Raw genomic sequence first — 19241 nt, 5'->3', positions numbered from 1 at the left:
TGCGTTATTCGCCTAAAAATTGTTATCACAGGGGCGTATCTGTGTAGTAAAGCATATGTGCCGGCGCTCATTCCGGGTAAGTCATCGGTACTCCGGTAAGGAGCGCCCTGAGGTCGTCGGTATTAAACGGTTTCGCCAGAACGGTTACACCCAGGCGACGCGCCTCGGCGAGATGATCAGCGTAACCTGTCATAAGCACGACCGCTTGCCGGGGCAAATGTTTTCTTATCCATTCGGCCAGGCAAATTCCGTCGCAGCCCGGCATCTGAATGTCGGACAGTACCAGAGTGAATCGGTTTCCCTCCTTTAATACGCGCATGGCCGCGTCTCCGTCCGACTCGTGGCGCGCGTGCCAGCCGAGCACGTCCAGCACCGCGACGAGTCCCGCAGCCACTTCCTCGTTGTCCTCGACCAGCAGCACGGACGTCTCATTGTCGATCAAAGGCACGCTGACCGGTTCCGCTTCGTCTGCTTCGAGCGGCGCGGCGCCCGTCCAGCGTGGAAGGTAGATGAAAACGGTCGTGCCTTTTCCCCATGTCGTCTCCAGTCGCGCCGTGCCTCCGGCTTGCTCGGCCATGGCCAGTACCTGAGCGAGTCCGAGGCCCGTGCCCGCGCCCGCTGCCTTCGTGGTGAAGAGCGGCTCGAAAGCCTGGTGCGCCACTTCGTCGCTCATGCCGGTTCCGGTGTCGCGGCTTTCGATCACCACGTAATCGCCGGGCGGAACGCTGTAGCGCCGGCTGCTGAACGAGGTATTGCGCGCGGTGACGATGAAATGGCCGCCGCCACGCATCGCGTCTTTCGCATTGACGGCAAGATTGACGAGCGCGGACGTGAGCTCGACAGGATCGACCTTGACCATCCAGAGCGCGTCCGGCGCATTGATTTGCACCGTGATCTTGCTGCTCATGGCCGAATGGAGCAGCGGCTCCGCCTGTTCGAGCCAGCGGTTCAGATTGAGCACGCGCTGTTGCAACGGCTGCTTGCGTGCGACGCTCATCAGCCGGCGAGCCAAGACTCGCGCATTGATGGACGCGCGCTCGACCGCGTTCACCTCGTTCCTGACGCCGATATAGTTCTTGCGCCGCACGAGCTCCATGTTGGCCGTGACGACCATCAGCAGGTTGTTGAAGTCGTGTGCCACGCTCGCCACGAGATTACCGAGCGCGCCCATGCGTTGCAGATGCCGCGTCGCGTCTTCGGCGCGCTGGCGCATCGCCAGTTCGCGGCGCCAGTTGAGCCAAGCCGCCTCTTCCGCCTTGAGGCGGCGCAGCGAGAATACGACGAGAAACCACAGGCAGACGCATGGCACGAGCGCAAGTCCGGCCACCAGCATGTCGTCGTGCCACCAGTCGTGTATCACGTCGCTCATCGCATAACTCGCCGATACATAGACCGGGTAGTTCGATGCCTCGCGAAACGCCATCATGCTCTGGCCGCCATCGAGCGGTGAGTCGCCTCGCAGGGAGCCGATGGACACCTTGCGCGCGAACGCGTTGGCGAGCGGCACATGATGCGTCGGCGCATTCATGAGCTTCGGCGCCGGCAGACGCACGAGGATGCCGCCGTCCTGTCGATACAGACCGAGCGTAAGTCGAGGATTGTCCACGAGCAGCTGGCGATAGAAGTCGAGCAGATATTTCCGGTCGAGCGAAACGACCACCGCGCCGATAAAGCGCCCGTCGCTCGCGGTCCGCGCAACGAGTTCGTTCACGATATCAAGGCCTGCCATCCGGCCGCGCACCGGCATCGACACATACAGCGGTGCGTGAGCGGCGCGCGTGGCCAGAAAGTCGTCCCGGTCGCCTATCGATACGGCAGGCGCGGGCGTCTGCTTACTTGTCGCGAGTATCTGGCCGGTTCGTCCAACCACGGAAAGCGCCGCCACGTGCGGCAGCTTGGTGACGAGCGCACTCAGCGTGTCGTGCAACTGCACCTGTTGGGTGCGCAGCGTTACCTCGTCGGTCGAGCCGATTGCCTCTCCGACACGTGCAAAAAGTTCGCGATTCAGATCGAGAAGGTTGACGAGCTTGCACTCGGCGATCCACGCAAGACGGTCGAGCGCAATTTGCTTTTCGTGAATGGCGCGATCGTACGTAACGTAGCCGTACAATGCCGCGCACAGCAGGGGAACCGTAACGGAGGTGACGAGCGCGGCCATGAGTCGCCGGCGCGCGGTCTGGAAGTCGGGGGTATGTCTCGAAACTTCGTCGGATGCGTCTTTGGAGGACGTGGCGGCGCCGGTCATTGAAGACCTCCGGACGAGCGCACCCGATTAGCCATGTCGGATGGCGGGCCGATATTGGTACGCATGTCACTGTCCTCGGAATAGGCGAAAACTTCGCATTTCAATGCGGCTTTCGCTCTTTGTCTGACATCCCGAGCCGGTCTCTCAGGTCGGCTCTTGAGCTTCGCCTTTATTTCGCGGCGAGGCTTATTCGTAATCCGTAGCAATCGTCATACCGCGCAAACAGGCACCAGCAGGTCGCATTTGCGCACGCGGCAGTACTTCCTGATAAGAGTAGAGGAACAAGTTGAGCGTTGTCGATCAAAAATTCGTGGCCGGTATCGATGTCGGCGGGACGAAGAAGGGGTTTCATCTGGTCATCGTGAGGGACCGCGGGATCGAATGCGTTTTGACCAGCACGCATCCGCTCGAATTACACGAGCAGTGCCTGCGCTTCGGCGTCGCTGTCGTCGCCATCGATGCCCCTTGTCGTTGGGGAGCGGAAGGCGTTGGGCGCACGGCCGAGCGGCAACTGGCGCGCGAACGCATCTCCTGTTTCTCGACGCCAACGCTCGAACGCGCGGAATCGAATCCGAGCGGGTTCTTCGACTGGATGATCAACGGCGCGCGTGTGTACGATGCATTCGCGAACACTCATCCCATTCTCGAAACGAATCGATACTCGGGCAAGGCAGTCGCCATCGAGACGTTTCCGCACGCGACGACATGTGCGCTCCTTGGGCGCGAAGTCGCGTCGGCGAAGCTGAAGCGCGTGCAGCGCCGACGCCTTCTCGAAGACCTGGGCTTTGAAACGACGCGGCTGAAATCGATCGACTTCGTGGATGCAGCGCTCTGCGCGGTCACGGCGCAGCGCTTTGTCGAAGGCAACACGCGCGCCTTCGGCGACGAGGCCGGAGGCTTTATCGTCGTGCCGGATAAGACGCTCTAGATGGCCACATCCGTCCAGCGTCCGGCGTTCGCGCTTTGCACCGCCGCCGCGACGAAAGCGAGGCCCTTCACGCCGTCGATGACACCCGGGTAGAGCGTCGCTTCGCCGGAGACATCGCGCCCGGCCAATCGGTTGGCGACGCGCTTCGCGAACTCGGTGTACAGATTCGCAAACGCCTCGAAGTAACCTTCGGGATGCCCTATCGCAATGCGTGTCGATTGCTGCGCGCCTTGGCTCGTGGCGGGCCCGAGTCTGCGCGTGATGATCTGTTCGAAGCCATCCTTGCGCCGATGGATCAACCGGTTCGGCTCTTCCTGATGCCATTCCAGGCCGCCCGCGTCGCCATGAATTCGAAAGCTCAGGCCATGCTCGGAACCCGCGGCCGCATTGGTCACGTATAACGAGCCACGCGCGCCGTTGCCGTAGTGCGTCAACGCGCCGACATAGTCGTCCACCTGGCGGCCGGGAATGGCCGAGCCGAGGTCCGCGCAGATTTGCGTGACGTCGAGTCCCGTGACGAAGCCGCCAAGATGAAACGCGTGCGTGCCGATATCCATGAGGACGAGCGACTCGCCACCGCGTTTGCCCTCGGTGCGCCATCCCGAGGGCAAGTCGTGGTCCGCGAAATAGCCCTGGATGTATTGCAGATGCACTTGCCTGATCTCGCCCAGTTCGCCCGCCGCCACCATGTCGCGCGCTTGTCGCACCATCGGGTAACCGGTATAGCAGTAGGTCACGCAGAATTCGGCGTGTGTCTCGGCGACTTTGCGCGCAATGTCCCGCGCGGCGGCGAGCCCGTGCGCGAGCGGCTTGTCGCAGATGATATGAAATCCGCGATCCAGCGCCTGCATGCAGATGTCGTAGTGCGAGTCGTTGGGCGTCATGACGGCGACCACGTCCATCCGGTCGGGACGTTGAGCTTCGGCTTGCAGCATCTCCTGCCACGAGCCATACGCGCGTTCTGCAACGATGCCAAGCGCAATGCCCGCCTCGCGCGAGCGCACGGCGTCCGAAGTCAGCGCACACGCGACAACCTCGTATTGACCATCGAGCCGCGCCGCGATCCTATGCGTCTCGCCGATTATCGAGCCCGGTCCGCCGCCTACGAGTCCAAGACGGATGCGCCGTCCGATGATGTCGATCGTCATTGTCGAGTCCCGTTGGAAGGTCAAGCGGTGCGCCCGAGCGACGCGTAGTGGGTGAGCGCGTCATCGAACCGTTGCGCGGACCAGGCTTCTTCGATTGCCTGGTTGAACAGATCCTGCTGTGTGGCCGGCGCAAGACCGTTGAGCGGCGGATTGAGATCGAGGTTCGTCGGGAACGCGTAGCCTTCCGCGCAGGAAGCGATGATCGTCCGCGTTTCCGTATTCGTGATGCGTCCTTCGGCACGCATCTCGCGCAGCACGGAATAAAGCGCGGCGCACATGCGGTTGCGGTCGAGCGACTCCATCGCACGTCCATACGCCGACGACACCTGTAGCAGATTCGCCATGCGCTGAACGTCCGTGGTCCGGTTCGAGCCGGCCGCATGAAATAGCGCGGGGCTGAAGAAGATTGCATCGCCCTTTTTCAGCGGCAACTGCACGAAGTTCGCTTCGAAGTAGTCGCGGAAGTCTTGCCGCCGCCACGCGACGTAGCCTTCGACATAGCGCTGCGAACAGGGCAGCAGCTTGGTGGGACCGCTTTCAACCGGCATGTCGCCATGCGCGACCGCGCCTTGCAAAGTGAGAAACGGCGACATTGCGTGAACGTGCGCGGGAACGCGCTGCGCCTCGTCGACCGTGAGGAAACCGAGGTGGAAGTCGCGATGCGCTTGCTGCGCCGCACCGCCCGGCCGCACGACATTGACTTGCGATGTCATCTGATAACCCGGCCCCAGCCACGCTTCCGATGCAGCCGCGATGACGGGGTTGGCGAAGTATCGAGCGAAGACGGCTGGCGCTTTCAGGCAGAGCTTTTCCTGCGCGTTCCAGATGCGGTCGTTCGCTCCGGCCTTGGCGAAGTGGTCCGCCTTGCCGCCGCCCGCAGCGCGTTCCTCGCGAATGATTGCCTCGAAGACTTCGGTAGCTTCGTCGATGGGCGCGGTATCCGCATACGCTTCCCGAAGCACGAAAACACCGGCGCCCTTCGACAGCACGTGCGCCCATTCCGCGAGCAAGGACCGGCGACGCGCGGCATCGCCGAGCACGTCCTCGAGTTCGGAGCACGCATAAACAGGGATGCGCTCGCGCACTTCGGCGCAGTACTCGAGCGCTTCAATGTCATCCGCGGCTTCGACCTGCGCCACGAAGTCGCTCACCGAACAATCCTCTTCCCGATACCAGCCCGACCGCTGTGCCGACGTCATGGTGTCTCCTCCACTCTGGCGACAAGCTTAGTCTTATCGACGCGGGCTGCGTTATCATCGAAACATCAAAAACACATCAAAACGCCGGGACGCGAAGCCATGTCTCACCCGTTTCTGATCAAGGAAATCGCGCTTCAGGCGGGTGTCGGCACCGCCACCGTGGACCGCGCGCTGAACGGGCGGGCGCACGTGCGCGAACATACGCGGCGGCGTATCGAACAGGCGATCAGGGAACTGGAACAGCAGCAATTCCAGTTGGCGACGACGGGCCGCAAGATCGTCGTCGATGTCGTCGTGGAAGCGCCGCGCCGATTCGCCGACGAGATTCGCGAGGCGCTGGAAGCCGAAGTGCCGGGCCTGCATCCCGCCGTGTTCCGTATGCGCTATCTCATGCGCGAAAGCATGGTTGCGTCCGAGGTGGTTCAGGCGCTGCGCGACATTGCGCGCCGGGGCAGTCACGGCGTCTTCCTGAAAGCGCGCGATGTGCCGGAGATTTCGAGCGCGATTGCCGAGCTTCAGTCGTGTGGCATTCCGGTGGTGACGGTTTTCACCGACATCCCGTCGTCCGGCCGAATCACCTACGCGGGCCTCGATAACCGCGCGGCAGGCGCCACGGCGGCGTATCTCATCGGACAGTGGCTGGGTCGGCGGCCGGGCAATGTGCTCGTCACGTTGAGCCACGAACGTTTTCGCGGCGAAGAGGAACGCGAACTGAGCTTCCGGCAGGCACTACGCGCGCGCAACCCGCGGCTCGCCTTGATCGATGCCAGCGGTGGCCACGGTCTCGACGCGGCGACGGAAGAACGCGTGAGGCAGGCTGTCGGCGGTGGCCAAAAAATCGCGGCGGTCTATTCGATCGGCGGTGGCAATGTCGCGATACTCCGAGCGCTCGAAGCATTGGGGCTTCGGCCGAAGTGTTTCGTCGCGCACGATCTGGACCGGGAGAACACGCATCTGCTGCGCGAGGGCGCGATCTCCGCTGTGCTGCACCACGATCTTCGGCAAGACATGCGTTCGGCCTGTCAGCACGTGATGCAGTTTCACAAGCTGCTTCCTGCTTCGGGCGTGGCGCTGTCGTCGTCGGTCGTGGTGGTCACGCCCGAAAACATCCCGGCCTTCGTGGCGTCGCGCTTTTCTGCAAACACGGGCACGCGGCCTAGCGTGTGACCGGGTGAACGCGGTCCTGTCGTGCCGACCTTCTCCTCGATGCCTGACGCGCCTTTTCGCGCGGCGAGTTCGACAGACGCATCATCAAGCGCAGCGCCATCATCGCGCCGACGGTTTCCAGTACGGCGGCTGGCACCCACATGATGAGTCCGCCGAGGCTCTGATCGAGCGCGGGCGGAACGGACGTGAACGCGCGACCGCAAACTTCGAACACTGGGTAGAGATCGCGCGAGCTGAAGGTGATCAACGCACCCGCCAGAATTTGCGGCGTCATGGTGATGACGGGCGACAGCACGCGCAAGCCAGGCCGCGCGCGGCTCGGCGGGCTCGGGCGATGATCGAGGATCATCCACCAGTACATGAGTCCGCTGATCGCGACGGACCAGTTCATGAAGCGATAAATGCGCCAGTCGAGCATCGACACGAATTGGATTGAAGGCAGCAGCCACACGAGCACCGACACGATGAACGCCATGCCGATGACCGTAGGATTCAGCAGTACCGCTCCGAGCAGACGCGCGCCGCGACTGCGTTGCCAGTTCCGTAGCAGGGGCCGCCAGGCGAACGGCAGGCCCACACGCAGCGCGGCGCCCGGATACGAAGCCATGAGAACGAGCGGCGCCAGATGATGCAGCACGAGATGCTGCAGCCGATGCACGAAGAACTGATGCTCGGCGTAGTAGTCCACTTTCGTGTGCAGCGCGATGTAGAAGAGGACGAGTCCGGTCCAGAACGCGATGCGCCGCGCCACGCTCATGCGCGCCTTTCGCGCGCCGCGCGCAAACAGCCCGGCCACGACGATAAACACGGCAACCAGCGCGTACGACGGCTCCCACGGTTCGAGCAAACTGATGAGCGACATAAGAAGACAGGCGAGAGTGCGAGTGTGAATGGCGTGCATGGTATCAACCGCGCCTTGAATTCTGCTGACCGCCGCCGCGTATTCGACGCGAACGCGCCGTATGACATCGATTGCATGCGACGGTAAGTCGCGCCACGCGCCGGCCGAATCCCGCGCGAAAACCCATATCCGCTTAAACTCGTCGGTTGCCGCGACGCACGCCTTCACGTTGCCGACAAAACGGTATTATCGTCGGCGAATCGCTTGCATTCGGCACGCAGAGTTTCTTTTGAAAGCCTTTAGCCTTTAGTCGATGACAGACGAATCTTCCTCGCATCAGGACGTTGCGGCGCTTCAGGCCGAAATCGAGTCCTTGCGTGCGCAACTGAATTCACGCGACAACGCGCACGAACAAGTGCTGTGGCAACTCAGTCGCGATCTATTGGCCGTCGCCGACGAACAAGGCTCGCTCGCGAACGTCAATCCCGCGTGGACGCGCAATCTCGGCTGGTCGCTCGACGAAATCATCGGCCAGAATCTCGGCGAGTTCGTGCATGAGGAAGATCGCGAGGAAACGCTGGATGCACTGCAAAAGCTCGATCGCGACGGTTCCACCGCTGAATTCAAAAGTCGCATGCGCACGGCTTCGGGCAGTTATCGTCTGCTGGACGGTCGAGTGGATCGCATGCGCGGACGCATTTTCATCGTGGCGCGCGACATCACGGAACTGCGCGAGCGCGAGATCGCACTGAACGATTCTCGAGACTTCGCGCGGCTTGCGCTGTCGGCGGTCAGCGGCGTGGGCGCGTGGACGTATGAGGTCGCAAGCGACTGCTTCTTCTGCGATGCAGCCGTGTCGGAGCTCTACGGCATCGACGCCAAGGAAGCCGCGCGCGGCATCAGGCGCGAGGGATTTCTCGCGAATGTCCATCCGGACGACCGCGCCGCGTTGCAGTCCACGATGTCGGGCGGCCTCGTGCGCAGCGGCGATCTCGAACTCGAGTACCGCATTCGTCATCCCGACGGTTCTACCCGTTGGGTCTTGTCGCGCGGCAATACGCATTTCAACGACGCAGGCGTGCCGGTGCGGCGCACGGGCGTCGGCATCGACATGACTTCGCAGCGGGACCTCGAACAGCAGCTGCGCCAGAGTCAGAAAATGGAAGCGGTCGGGCATCTGACCGGCGGCATCGCGCACGACTTCAACAACATGCTGCAAGGCGTGATCGGACCGCTCGAACTCATCCGGCATCTCGTCACGAAGGGCAATACCGCTGGCCTCGATCGCTTCATCGAGATGGCGATCTCTTCGGCCAAGCGCGCGGCGGGGCTCACGCATCGTCTGCTGCGTTTTCGCGCAGGCAGCCGCTCGCGCCGAAGTCGGTGGATATTCGCGAGCTCGTCGTATCGCTCGAAGACCTGATTCAGCAGATGGCGAAGGAGACCATCGCGCTTTCCGTCGTCGCGGATGCCGAGCCGTGCTTCGTGCTCTGCGATACGAACCAGCTCGAAAGCGCCTTGCTCAATCTCGCGATCAACGCGTGCGACGCCATGCCCGACGGCGGGTCGTTGTCCATCGAGACATCGCGCAAGACGATCAGCGAGAAAGAGGCACGCATGCACAAGGATGCGCGCCCCGGACAGTACGTTTGCATCGCGGTCAAGGACACCGGCTCCGGCATGCCGCAATACGTCGTCAATCAGGCGTTCGAGCCGTTTTTTACGACCAAGCCGCTCGGGCAGGGCACGGGCCTCGGACTGTCGATGGTCTATGGCTTCGTCGGCCAGTCCGGCGGCTTCGTGACCATCGATAGCAGCGTCGGCGTCGGCACCGTGGTGCGACTGTTTCTTCCTGAAGAGATGGAACAGGCGGACGCTGCACCGGACGCGTCGGTCCACCGCAAGGAGATCGGCACGGGCGCGGGCGAAACCATCCTCATCGTCGATGACGACGAAACCGTTCGCCAGGTGCTCCAGGATTTATTCGAGCGCCTGGGCTACAGGACAATGACCGCGCACGACGGTCCCTCGGGGCTCGCTGTCTTGCAGAGCAAGACGCCGGTCGACTTGCTGATTACGGACGTGGGCCTGCCTGGCCTAAACGGCAGACAGATGGCCGATGCCGCCCGTATGCATCATCCCGCGTTGCCGGTGTTGTTCATCACGGGCTATGCGCAAGCGGCGACCGCGAACAACTCGCTGGATACAGGCATGCAGATGCTCACCAAGCCGTTTTCGACGGAGGCGCTGCTTGATCGCGTACGCGCCATGCTCGGCGCCTGAACTTGCGAGAAGGCGCGCGAATCTGCTAAAAGCCGCCTCGCAACAAGTGCAGCGACGCCATGCATTGCAACAGCGCACCGCCAGCGAGAAAACACACGACGACGCTGAGCCGCACGCGCATTCTCCAGTCTTCGACCGATGTGTCACCCATGATTCGGCGCTCCTTTGAGCGGTAAAAGCAATTCCGCGCGACTCCCATGCAAGCGAGCCGCGCGATGAACCTACCCGTGATGCGAAGACTTACACGAAGGCACTGCTCATGTTCAGACTGCCATTGACGCCTGCCGGGAAAAAGCCGCCTTTGTTCACTGCCGCCTTGCTCAGATAAACGATGTTGAGCACATCGTCATACGAGCGGCTGAACGCGATGCCGTTGCTATCGAGCGGGACGATGTTCGAGATTTGCGACGACGCGCCCGCAATACCCTGATCGACATCGCTGGATGAATCGAGCGAATCGCGCGCATCGGAAATGGCTTGTGTCGCGGTCACGAGGCTCGGTGTCTGAATTCCCTTCGTATAGAGCACCGTGCGAACGAGACCCGCGTGATAGGCCTCGGCCGCGAGAATGCCCGCTGCCGCTTCCAGATAGGTCTTGTTCGTAATGAGCGGCGACGCGCCCTTATAAGCGGTCACGCCCACGTCCTCGAAGATATAGGCGCCGAGGAGGAAGTTGTTGTCGTTCAGATAAGGGTTGAACGCCGTGCCAGCCGGAGCCAGGCCCGCCGCTTGGGCCGCGAGCGAGAAGGCCCCATTCGGATCGACACCGCCGACATCGAGCGCGGGCATGGCCACGGCGGATGCGCCCAACGCCGTGCGAAGGAACGCCACGTGCTCCAGTTCATCCTTGGCAATCTCGCGTGCATAAGCGGCGACGACGGGATCGGAGAACTGGACTTGTTGTCCGGCCACGACCTTGCCTGGCGTGCCCACGCCGCTCATGAGATTGGCGGGGAGTCCTGCGCCGGTCGTTGCGTAGGCATAGAACGTTGCTTCGAGATATTCGAGATTCAATGCGAAGTTGAGAATCTCGGCATCGGTTGGGCCGGTCGCGGCATTGGCGTTATCGCCCGAGCCGCCTCCGCAGGCGCCAAGAATCGTGCCGCCGACGAGCCCTAGTCCCAGGCCACCAGCACTCCGAAAGAACTGGCGCCGCTTTTCACGTCGTTCCACTCGACGGTCGAGCACCGATGTCACCGCAATATCTTCGAGCATGTCAGTCTCCTTTATCTCAGGTAGATGGGCGTACATGTTTTCCGCATGGACGAAGGGGCATGCGCCGCGCTTCTCCAACGGACTGTTTCGATGGTGAGCAGACTCGACCGATATGTCTGGCAGCCACGTCGACGAATACGTTGAAGATCGTGCGAAGAGATTCGCGCTGTAACACATGCTTGCATCTATTCGGTGATTGACGAGTTCTTTACTCGATGCGGGACGAGCATCGGGAAACATGACGGTGCTCGAATAAAGATGTTTCTGCATCCGCAAGACACGCACTCGCGTATAGCGTAAGTGGCATCAATCGCTCTCTTCAACTTCTTCATCCGACATGCCGTATCTACAGTCTCGCCGCTTATCGCTCAAGCTCGTTTCCTGCTTTGCCGTGTTGTCGGCGCTGACCGCATGCAGTCCCGTCAGGCTCCTGAATGCACTCGTGCCAAGCAATGATTTCGATGTACAACGCGCCGTTCCTTATGCAGAAGGCGACAGGCACGAAGCCGATATCTATGTGCCGCGCGCATCCACGGATAACCCACGCGGCCGGCCGATGGTCGTGTTCTTCTATGGCGGAAGCTGGCAATCGGGAAGCCGTCGTGACTACCTCTTCGTGGGCGAGGCGCTGGCGTCGCGCGGCATCGTCACGGTCATTCCCGATTACCGCTTATATCCGTCCACCCTTTTTCCAGGTTTCGTCGAGGACGCGGCTGCCGCCGTTGCATGGGCGAAGGCGCATGCGAAAGACTACGGCGCAGACCCTGAGCGCATCTTCCTGATGGGACACTCGGCGGGCGCGCATATCGTCATGCTGCTCGTCACGGACAAGCACTATCTGGCCGCCGATGGCGTGGAGACGAGTTCGCTTGCTGGCGCGATAGGATTGTCCGGTCCATATGACTTCCTGCCCTTGAAGGACGATGCGCTCAGGAGCATCTTTCCCGCGAGTCTCAGAGCGGCGAGCCAGCCGATCAACCATGTAAGCGGCCACGAGCCGCCGCTCTTTCTGGGCGTCGGTTTGTCGGATGTAACGGTCGATCCCGGCAACACGTTTCGGTTCGCGGCGCGTGCCAACGAAGCAGGCGACAGCGTCGAGGTGAAGCAGTACGCGGGCATCAATCACGCGATGATCGTCGGGAGCGTGGGGCGACCGGTGCGCGCGCTGTCGCCGCTCATCAAGGTCGCACCGGTGCTCGACGACGTCACCGCGTTCATCGATCAGACGTCACTCAACGCGAGCCGTGCAGCGTCGGCGAAGTGACGCGCGTCATGTCCTTATGATGCGATGCGGCGAAACGCGCGATCGAACATCAGCCGGTCCATCAGCCAGACGGCGAGCATGGTGAGCCCCATCAACGGGAATACGATGCCAAGCAGCGCGAGTCCGGTCTTCCATGCGCGCATGGGCGGCGCCAGTCGCTCACGCGCCGGTGCGCCGAGCGTGCGTTGCGGACGACGCTTCCACCACATGACGAAGCCGGTGACGGCCATTGCCGCGAGGCCGAGCGAAATCGACGCGCATGCAAGTTGATTCCAGAAGCCGAAGTATCGGCCCATGTGCAGCGACGTGCCGTACGAAACCGCCTGCGCAACTGCGCCATAGTCTCGATAGCGGATGTCCTTGAGCACCGCGCCGCTGTATTGATCCACGTAGAGGGTGCGTTCGAGTTTCGGATCAGCGGGGAACCAGGAGACGGTGTAGACGCCCGTTGCCGTCGATGGCACCACGATTTCATAGCCGCTTCCCACGCCAAGCGATGCCGCGATATCCATCACGCGCTGCAACGGCAGGCGTGTGCCTTCCGCTGCGTGCGACTCGGGAACAGCGGCGTTCGTGACGGCCCACGGTGTTTGCGTCACGGGTAGATCGCTCATCACCATGCCGGGCATGGAATCGCCGTTGCCGGCGTCGTGACGATGTTCGCCGGCATTGTTCGAAGCGGTCGCGACGCTGGCCTTGCCCGGCACGGATGATTGCAGGGGCAAGCCGCCCCAAGCGCCCGCCGGCGTACCGATATTCGCGCTCGTCGCAAGCGCATTGAAGTTTTTGCCCCACGAGCCCGACCACGGCAAACCCGTGACCACGAAGAACAGCGCGCCGAGCGCAAGCCAAATGCCCATCACCGCATGCACGTTCTTCCACAAGGGCCGGCCTGTAAGCGAGAGCCGCGGCAGCAGCGCATCGCGCGCGGTGGTCTTCGTGCGTGGCCACCATAACGCAACCCCGGTGCCGATCATCACGAGCGTCCAGCATGCGGCGAGTTCCATCAACAGCTCGCCAGCCTTGCCGAGCAACAGTTTGCGATGCACCATGCGATCGAGCTGGATGAACCGGTTCTCGACGCTTAGCGTGCCGAGCACCGCGCCGGTGTACGGATTGAGGTAGACACTTTCCTTTTCGCCGCTCGGCAGCTTGAAGACGAATTCGGCGCTGCGAGAAGGATCGTCGAGAACATGCACCGTCGATATGACCGCGCCATGCGGCACCGCCGCGCGTGCATCGTGCATCAGTTGATCGGGAGGCAAACGTGGCGTGGTTCGCGGTGCAACCACCATTTGTTGTCTGTATAACAACGGCTCGATTTGCGGCTGAAAACAATAGATCGTTCCCGTGATGGCGAGGACGATCAGAAAGGGCATCACGAAGAGCCCCGCGTAAAAGTGCCAGCGCCATAGCGTTCGATAACTGCCCTGGAATGCGCTGGCCGCCTGGGCCGCACTTAAGGCGGCGCTGCTGGTCTTCGCGTGCATTGTGTTTCTCCATGCCACTTTCGGTGGCGTACCGTGGGATCGGGACATCACGATGCGAGTGCGCGCGCATGCCTGCGCGGCGTTCGGCATCGATCAAGCGGATATCGGCTTCAGGAGAAAGCGGGCGGGGCGCGCGCATGGCGCGAGGTGCGCGGCTCGATGCGTAACGTGCTGACAAAACGCGTGGCGACGAGTTGCGCGATGGTGCGAGCGGTGACCGCAAAGCTCACCGGCAAGCCCGGAATGAAGGGCACATGCGCAAGCAGGCCGCAATAACCGCATGCTTGTCCATCCGGCATCGTGGTGTGCGAGTGAGACGCGTGGTCTGCGTCGTCGCTCATCGATTGCATTCGTTCCATCGGGCAGTCCGCGTCCATCGTCATGGCCGGCATGCGCGCGGCGACGACGAGTTGCGAAACCGTAGGCGCGAGCGTTGCCATGAGGATCGCAAGCAATCCCAGCAAGCTGCACCATGTCCGAAAGAAACGGCTCTGCATGTCGCGGTGGGTCAATGAAGATGCCTTAGAAAGCGTAGCGCATGCCCGCGAAAATGCTACGTCCTTCGCCCGGATAGAAGATTGCGTTCGAGGTCGTGCGAGCATCGGCGACCGTGCTGATGTCGCTCACGTAACGCTTGTTCGTCAAGTTGCGCGCATCGACGAAAACCGAGAGACCATTGCGAAAATCCATTCCCGCCTGCACGCCGAGGAGCGTGTAACCGGGCACGCGCAAGGTGTTGGCGTCGTCCGCCCATGCGCCCGCCGGAACCCAGTCCACCGATGCCGATATATGAAACCCGTTGGGCCGCGAATAGCCGAGCGCCGCGCGGATCACGTTCACCGGCACGCCTGCGATGCGGTTGGAACCGTATTGCGGATCGTCCTTGAAACGGAAATCGCTCAGATTCCAGAGCCCGGACAACGTGATCTTGTCGCCCGCGCCGGCATGCGTGATGTCGCGCAGCACATCCACCGATACGCCCGCCTCGATGCCTTGCAGCACGGTCTTGTTGGCGTTGAACGTGGAGGCGGGAATGTCGGGATCGGTCGTGTATTGAAGCAGCTGATCGCGCACGAGCGAGCGATATGCGGTCAGGTCCCAACTCACGCGATCGCGCGTGCCGCGCGTGCCGATCTCGAGCGTCCATGCATGTTGCGATGCCAGCGGCGTGAAGCGCGTGGTGTTCGAGAAGGTCTGCGTGAGGTCGGTGAAGTCCGGAACATCCTGGCTGCGCGTGACATCCACGAATGCCTGAATGTCCTTGTTCGGTTGCCACAGCAGGCCGAGCTTCGGATTCACGCCGCTGAAATTTTCGCTCGCCGACTTGTAGTTCGGATCGGCGGCGAGACCGCCATGATCGACATATTTGCGCACGTCGCGCAGCGCCTTGAAGCCGGCCATCACGGCGAAGGTCGGCAGAAAGAAGAGCCGGTCTTCGACATACGCTTCGTAGTTATAGGCGCTTTGCGTCGAGTCGAGCGTTTGCGTGCCGCGCTCGCCCGACACGTTCACGTACTGCCGCGCCTGGGTGTTGCCGCCGAAGAAGCGCGCGCCCGCGATCACATCGTTGCGCATGCCGCCCACGTCGATGGTCGCCGTATAACGCGGCGCGAAGCCGTAGGTCCAGCCATCCTGATCGATCACCTGGAAGATCGGGTGATAAAGGCTCTTGTGAATGGCCCACGTGACGAAATCGAGCTGTCCGACATCGAGCTTGACCGTCGTGCGATTGGCAATGCGCTCGGTGCGCGTGTCGCGCGCCTGATCGCCGGCAAGCGCGCTCGCGGAAGCCTTCGTGGGATTGTTCAGGGCATCGCTTAGCGACAGCGTGCCGGGCAGTTGCTGATCGATGATGTACGCGCCGAGATAGAAGCGCGTTTCGACATCGGGCGAAAATTTATAACCGATATTCGCGTTGAACTGCTCGTACTGGCCGCGATCGTGATCGCGATAACCGTCCGCATGATTTACCGAGAAAGTGCCGATGAAGTCCAGCGGCCCGACCACGCGCGAGAACTGCGCGCTGCCCCGGATGGTGCCGTAACTGCCGCCTTCCAGCCGCACGATGTTGGGCGCATCCGCCGTGTAGGCGGTGGGCGTGAGGAAATCGATGGCGCCGCCGAGCGTCGACGAGCCATACGCGAGACCGTTGCCGCCTTTATAGACCTCGGCGGATTGCAGCGCGAGCGGGTCGATCTGGTAGTAGTCGCCGCTGCCATCGGCGAGATTGGTGGGAATGCCGTCCTGAAGAATTTCGAGGCCGCGCGTGTGATAGCCGCGTGCGATGCCCGAGCCGCGAATCGACAAGCGCAACTCTTGTCCGTAGCGCGTCTGCACGAACACGCCGGGCACGTTCTTGAGCACGTCGCGCAACGTGAACGCGTAGGTGTCGCGGTAATCGGCGCTATCCACGAAGCCCACGGAGCCGACGGTCTGATCGAGCGTCTGCTTTTGCTTGACCACAGTTTGCGATGTCAGCGAGTTCGCGGACTGGCCCTGGACGATGACTGCGGGAAGCGTGGCGGTCGCGTCGTCTTGCGGCGTCTGCGCAATGGCGCGCGTTGCGAAGAGCGCCGTCATGCCTGTCATCAGCGCGCCCTTTCTGGCAAGTCGTCTCATGATTGCGTCTCCCGTGCGGAAGACGCGGAAGACGTCCCGGCGGGGACGTGCGTATGACGCGTGGACGGCAAAGCGCCGCCACGTTCGAGTGTGGTGAACATGGTTCATCTCCGAGTTCGATTGATCGGGACTCGCACGAACAGACGAACGTGCGAGACCGCGCAACACCTCACGGCAATGCGGCATTGCGTTGGCAAAACGAAGTCAGATCAGAACGGGAGGCGCGCGCGGTTGCGCGGTGGTGAACGGCTGTGCGGGACGCTCGATCTCGGTCCGTGCGACCGCGATACCGCGTGCTGCGGGAACATCGAGCGCGAAGCTCGCGCTTGCGCCCGGTACGACGGGTGTATGCGCGAAGAAGTGACAATAGCCACACGCTTTGCCGTCGAATTGCGAGAGCGCGTCGGGCGAGTGATGACCGGAAGCAGCATCGCTCGATGCCGCATGTGCGGAACACAATTCGGCGAGCGGAACGCCGTCATGCGTATTGGCTGCGATCAGCTGCGAGACCATCGGCGCGAATGTGATCAGCAGCATTGCAAGCAATGCCAGCAGAGAACCCGTTCGTTGATGAGTGCGGCTGCGCATGGAGGCCCAGGCGGGGAGGCAGATGAAAGTCAGCCGATTATGCCATCCGGCTAACTGTCTTTACACGCCGCTAGCGTGAAAAATTCCCGCTATAAGAAATGCTGCGTGGATCCATGTCGCAGGCTGGATCAGCCGCGCGCGTCGATCCAGTCGCGTGCCCAGATGCGTGAGTAATTCACGGCGTCGGCTTCTTTCGAAAAATAGCCGAGCGAATAAAAACGATACTGCGTGTCGATGGGATCTTCGTCGGAACGCTCGAGGAGGAGATTCGCCGAGAAGCTTTGATCGCGCAAACGATGCGCGGACGGATATACCGCATAACCGCGGTAGTTTTGAGAATGTGCCATTTTAATTTTAATGAAGAGGCCTTCCGGCAATAAACACGGAAAGTCAGCGGACTAATGCCGCAAAAACGAAAACTGAAGGATGTCAGGCGAATTAGCCTGTTTGATGAACTGCGCGGGAGAAAATCTGGACTGCGAGATTTGGACTGCGAGGCTCAACTAAAACCCAACTGATATAAAAAAGGACCCGGTTTCCCGGGTCCTCACGCTACGAAGCTACTTGGAGCTTACAGCGGCGTGATGTTCGAAGCTTGCATGCCCTTCGGGCCGCGCTTCGTTTCGAAGCTTACCTTCTGTGCTTCGACCAGGGTCTTGAAGCCTTCCGAACGGATTTCGGAGAAATGGGCGAAGAGGTCGTCGCCGCCGTTATCCGGGCTGATAAAGCCGAAGCCCTTGGTGTCGTTAAACCACTTGACGGTACCGGTATCCATGATATTCCTTGGAAAAAATTTGGATGTAAATTGCTTTGAAACAGCGAAGCTGCAAGGAGGGAATGGACAACGAATACCGCGGAAAACGCACTATTGATGAGCAGCAATCAACTTCTTGAACTTCAGAAAGGATTATCACAATTCCACATATTTTAGTCAAGTATATATTTGTCACCGTGAATAAAAGGCGGACCGGAGGTCCAAAAACCCGGCTCCGAACCCGCCCGTAACCCATGCTCAGGCTGCCGCAAGCGCGTAGCGCCGGCAATGTTCGAGATAGCCGGTTTCGTGACTGCCCACGAGTTCGACGATGCTGCTCCAAAGCCACAACGGCGCGTCGATCGATTTGGTCTTCGTGCGCCGTAGCTCCGAGAGCCAGCTACGGCGCGTGTTCTTGTCCATTTGGCGCGCGTGCGCCTGACCGACGACGAGCGCGAGATAACGCGCGACTTCCATCGCCTCCGTTTGTCCGATCTGCTCGATCTCCAGCTTCAAATCCTGCGGCAACAATTCGCGCAGGATTACCGGCCGTCCCTGCAGACTCGCGGCGCGCATGCGTTCGCCGAGATGAGGCGAGAGATGGCGCGCGCCTTCCACGACGCGTTCGGCGTGATCGCGCGGCATCGACGTGCCGGGATAGCGCGGCGCGGCGGCCTTGACGCCTTCCTTGATGTCCATGATGCACAGGTCGTCGCCTTCGATCACGCCGCCGTCGACATCCAGCAGCACGGCGTAGCGCAGACGTCCGAGCGAGCTACAACCTTTGACCCAGTAGGCGGCGTCGAGCACCGTGACTTCGCCGGTATCCGGGCGTCCGCGCAGGCTCGTCGCGAGTTGCGTCACGCTGGCCTTTTCGAAGAGCGATACGATTTCGGCGCGCTCTTTCTTGCTGATCGGCCAGAAACGGTTGCCGAATGGAATGGTGGGCTGCACGTCGTCGAGCCGCTCGCGGGCAAGATGCTTCCACGAACGGCGTACCGCTTCGCGCATCACCACGCGCACGACTTCGGGCCTGCGCACGGAATTGGCGTCGCTATCCTTGTCGAAGGCTTCGGCGTAACCCGCGAATAGCGCTTCGATCATGTTGATGGTCGTAACGCCGGGCAGCGCCGATCCGCGCGCGGCCGTCGCGAGCGACAAGCCAAGCCGGATCAAATCGTGCGCGGGATTGCCGATAACCGTCTGGTCCAGATCGCGTATCTGGATTTCGATCTTCCCTTTCGCGTCCGCGATCGGGCCGAGATTGCCGGTATGACAATCGCCGCAAATCCAGATGGCCGGACCGTGCGGCAAACTGCGAATCTCGGCTTCTTCGAGCCAGTCGTAAAACTTGATCGTGTTACCGCGCACATAGGCGTGCGTCGAGCGCGCCATCTTGGCGTTGCGCTTGAGCTTCAGGATGTCCTGACGGCTTTCGGAATCAGGCACCTTGGTTTTAGGTTTGAGCATGTGGAGCAAGTAGTCGTGGGCAGAACGGGC

At 61.6% G+C, this 19241-nt stretch carries 18 protein-coding genes; 5 read left to right on the top strand and 13 right to left on the bottom strand.

Features of this window, described 5'->3' with window-relative positions:
• Positions 1–67: 67 nt before the first annotated feature.
• Positions 68–2245, bottom strand: a complete 2178-nt coding sequence (locus tag LDZ28_RS27535) for a hybrid sensor histidine kinase/response regulator (RefSeq protein ID WP_244831804.1) — start codon at positions 2243–2245, stop codon at positions 68–70.
• Between the two features lie 286 nt (positions 2246–2531).
• On the opposite strand from LDZ28_RS27535, the gene LDZ28_RS27530 reads away from it, so the two are divergent.
• On the top strand, positions 2532–3173 hold the full coding sequence (locus LDZ28_RS27530; protein WP_244831803.1) for a DUF429 domain-containing protein: 642 nt from the start codon (positions 2532–2534) through the stop codon (positions 3171–3173).
• Here the strand turns inward: LDZ28_RS27530 and LDZ28_RS27525 are convergent.
• Positions 3170–4321, bottom strand: coding sequence for a Gfo/Idh/MocA family protein (locus LDZ28_RS27525; protein WP_244831802.1), 1152 nt, complete (start codon positions 4319–4321; stop codon positions 3170–3172). The genes LDZ28_RS27530 and LDZ28_RS27525 overlap by 4 nt on opposite strands.
• A 20-nt stretch (positions 4322–4341) precedes the next feature.
• Positions 4342–5520 carry a phytanoyl-CoA dioxygenase family protein gene (locus LDZ28_RS27520; protein WP_244831801.1) on the bottom strand — a complete coding sequence of 393 codons (1179 nt, stop codon included), beginning with the start codon at positions 5518–5520 and terminating at the stop codon, positions 4342–4344.
• A gap of 99 nt (positions 5521–5619) precedes the next feature.
• Here LDZ28_RS27520 and LDZ28_RS27515 point away from each other — a divergent pair, with 99 nt between their 5' ends.
• Positions 5620–6687, top strand: a complete 1068-nt coding sequence (locus LDZ28_RS27515) for a LacI family DNA-binding transcriptional regulator (protein ID WP_244831800.1) — start codon at positions 5620–5622, stop codon at positions 6685–6687.
• Here LDZ28_RS27515 and LDZ28_RS27510 read toward each other — a convergent pair.
• Positions 6677–7549: a cytochrome c oxidase assembly protein gene (locus LDZ28_RS27510; RefSeq protein ID WP_244831799.1), complete on the bottom strand. Its 873-nt coding sequence runs from the start codon at positions 7547–7549 to the stop codon at positions 6677–6679. The genes LDZ28_RS27515 and LDZ28_RS27510 overlap by 11 nt on opposite strands.
• A 292-nt stretch (positions 7550–7841) precedes the next feature.
• On the opposite strand from LDZ28_RS27510, the gene LDZ28_RS27505 reads away from it, so the two are divergent.
• Complete coding sequence (locus tag LDZ28_RS27505; protein ID WP_244831798.1) at positions 7842–8951, top strand: PAS domain-containing protein; 1110 nt, start codon at positions 7842–7844, stop codon at positions 8949–8951.
• Entirely contained in the window at positions 8912–9811 is a 900-nt protein-coding gene (locus LDZ28_RS27500) for a response regulator (protein ID WP_244831797.1), read from the top strand. The genes LDZ28_RS27505 and LDZ28_RS27500 overlap by 40 nt, the downstream gene beginning before the upstream one ends.
• A 25-nt stretch (positions 9812–9836) precedes the next feature.
• Here the strand turns inward: LDZ28_RS27500 and LDZ28_RS32750 are convergent, their stop codons facing one another.
• The gene (locus LDZ28_RS32750) at positions 9837–9962 is read right to left on the bottom strand and encodes a hypothetical protein (protein ID WP_255784982.1); all 126 of its coding nucleotides are present in this window, start codon (positions 9960–9962) and stop codon (positions 9837–9839) included.
• An 89-nt stretch (positions 9963–10051) separates the two neighbouring features.
• Positions 10052–11026: a ferritin-like domain-containing protein gene (locus LDZ28_RS27495; RefSeq protein WP_244831796.1), complete on the bottom strand. Its 975-nt coding sequence runs from the start codon at positions 11024–11026 to the stop codon at positions 10052–10054.
• 442 nt (positions 11027–11468) lie between these two features.
• On the opposite strand from LDZ28_RS27495, the gene LDZ28_RS27490 reads away from it, so the two are divergent.
• Complete coding sequence (locus tag LDZ28_RS27490; protein WP_244831795.1) at positions 11469–12290, top strand: alpha/beta hydrolase; 822 nt, start codon at positions 11469–11471, stop codon at positions 12288–12290.
• 14 nt (positions 12291–12304) lie between these two features.
• On the opposite strand, the gene LDZ28_RS27485 is transcribed toward LDZ28_RS27490, so the two are convergent.
• From LDZ28_RS27485 to LDZ28_RS27455, 7 genes are all read right to left on the bottom strand, one after another.
• Positions 12305–13780 carry a PepSY domain-containing protein gene (locus tag LDZ28_RS27485; protein ID WP_244831794.1) on the bottom strand — a complete coding sequence of 492 codons (1476 nt, stop codon included), beginning with the start codon at positions 13778–13780 and terminating at the stop codon, positions 12305–12307.
• 110 nt (positions 13781–13890) lie between these two features.
• Positions 13891–14292 (bottom strand): DUF2946 domain-containing protein, encoded by a 402-nt coding sequence (locus LDZ28_RS27480; protein ID WP_244831793.1) that lies wholly within the window; start codon positions 14290–14292, stop codon positions 13891–13893.
• A 10-nt stretch (positions 14293–14302) separates the two neighbouring features.
• Positions 14303–16399 carry a TonB-dependent receptor domain-containing protein gene (locus LDZ28_RS27475; RefSeq protein ID WP_244831792.1) on the bottom strand — a complete coding sequence of 699 codons (2097 nt, stop codon included), beginning with the start codon at positions 16397–16399 and terminating at the stop codon, positions 14303–14305.
• 204 nt (positions 16400–16603) lie between these two features.
• Positions 16604–16936, bottom strand: coding sequence for a DUF2946 domain-containing protein (locus LDZ28_RS27470; RefSeq protein ID WP_244831791.1), 333 nt, complete (start codon positions 16934–16936; stop codon positions 16604–16606).
• A 179-nt stretch (positions 16937–17115) separates the two neighbouring features.
• Positions 17116–17334: a hypothetical protein gene (locus LDZ28_RS27465; protein WP_244831790.1), complete on the bottom strand. Its 219-nt coding sequence runs from the start codon at positions 17332–17334 to the stop codon at positions 17116–17118.
• 224 nt (positions 17335–17558) lie between these two features.
• Positions 17559–17762, bottom strand: a complete 204-nt coding sequence (locus LDZ28_RS27460) for a cold-shock protein (RefSeq protein ID WP_244831789.1) — start codon at positions 17760–17762, stop codon at positions 17559–17561.
• 237 nt (positions 17763–17999) lie between these two features.
• Positions 18000–19211 (bottom strand): DUF2252 domain-containing protein, encoded by a 1212-nt coding sequence (locus tag LDZ28_RS27455; protein WP_244831788.1) that lies wholly within the window; start codon positions 19209–19211, stop codon positions 18000–18002.
• Positions 19212–19241: the final 30 nt, after the last annotated feature.

The organism is Caballeronia sp. TF1N1 (genome assembly GCF_022878925.1).
Classification (GTDB): domain Bacteria; phylum Pseudomonadota; class Gammaproteobacteria; order Burkholderiales; family Burkholderiaceae; genus Caballeronia.
The sequence above is the reverse complement of the archived record's forward strand: the minus strand, read 5'-3'. Positions and strand labels throughout refer to the sequence as shown.

Bases quoted from the DNA above. Each gene is read 5' to 3' on its own strand.
- LDZ28_RS27495 (WP_244831796.1), bottom strand. From the start codon at position 11,026: ATGCTCGAAGATATTGCGGTGACATCGGTGCTCGACCGTCGAGTGGAA.
- LDZ28_RS27505 (WP_244831798.1), top strand. From the start codon at position 7,842: ATGACAGACGAATCTTCCTCGCATCAGGACGTTGCGGCGCTTCAGGCC.
- LDZ28_RS27465 (WP_244831790.1), bottom strand. From the start codon at position 17,334: ATGGCACATTCTCAAAACTACCGCGGTTATGCGGTATATCCGTCCGCG.
- LDZ28_RS27470 (WP_244831791.1), bottom strand. From the start codon at position 16,936: ATGCTGCTGATCACATTCGCGCCGATGGTCTCGCAGCTGATCGCAGCC.
- LDZ28_RS27510 (WP_244831799.1), bottom strand. From the start codon at position 7,549: ATGTCGCTCATCAGTTTGCTCGAACCGTGGGAGCCGTCGTACGCGCTG.
- LDZ28_RS27485 (WP_244831794.1), bottom strand. From the start codon at position 13,780: ATGCACGCGAAGACCAGCAGCGCCGCCTTAAGTGCGGCCCAGGCGGCC.
- LDZ28_RS27535 (WP_244831804.1), bottom strand. From the start codon at position 2,245: ATGACCGGCGCCGCCACGTCCTCCAAAGACGCATCCGACGAAGTTTCG.
- LDZ28_RS27520 (WP_244831801.1), bottom strand. From the start codon at position 5,520: ATGACGTCGGCACAGCGGTCGGGCTGGTATCGGGAAGAGGATTGTTCG.
- LDZ28_RS27475 (WP_244831792.1), bottom strand. From the start codon at position 16,399: ATGAGACGACTTGCCAGAAAGGGCGCGCTGATGACAGGCATGACGGCG.
- LDZ28_RS32750 (WP_255784982.1), bottom strand. From the start codon at position 9,962: ATGGGTGACACATCGGTCGAAGACTGGAGAATGCGCGTGCGGCTCAGC.
- LDZ28_RS27525 (WP_244831802.1), bottom strand. From the start codon at position 4,321: ATGACGATCGACATCATCGGACGGCGCATCCGTCTTGGACTCGTAGGC.
- LDZ28_RS27460 (WP_244831789.1), bottom strand. From the start codon at position 17,762: ATGGATACCGGTACCGTCAAGTGGTTTAACGACACCAAGGGCTTCGGC.
- LDZ28_RS27515 (WP_244831800.1), top strand. From the start codon at position 5,620: ATGTCTCACCCGTTTCTGATCAAGGAAATCGCGCTTCAGGCGGGTGTC.
- LDZ28_RS27455 (WP_244831788.1), bottom strand. From the start codon at position 19,211: ATGCTCAAACCTAAAACCAAGGTGCCTGATTCCGAAAGCCGTCAGGAC.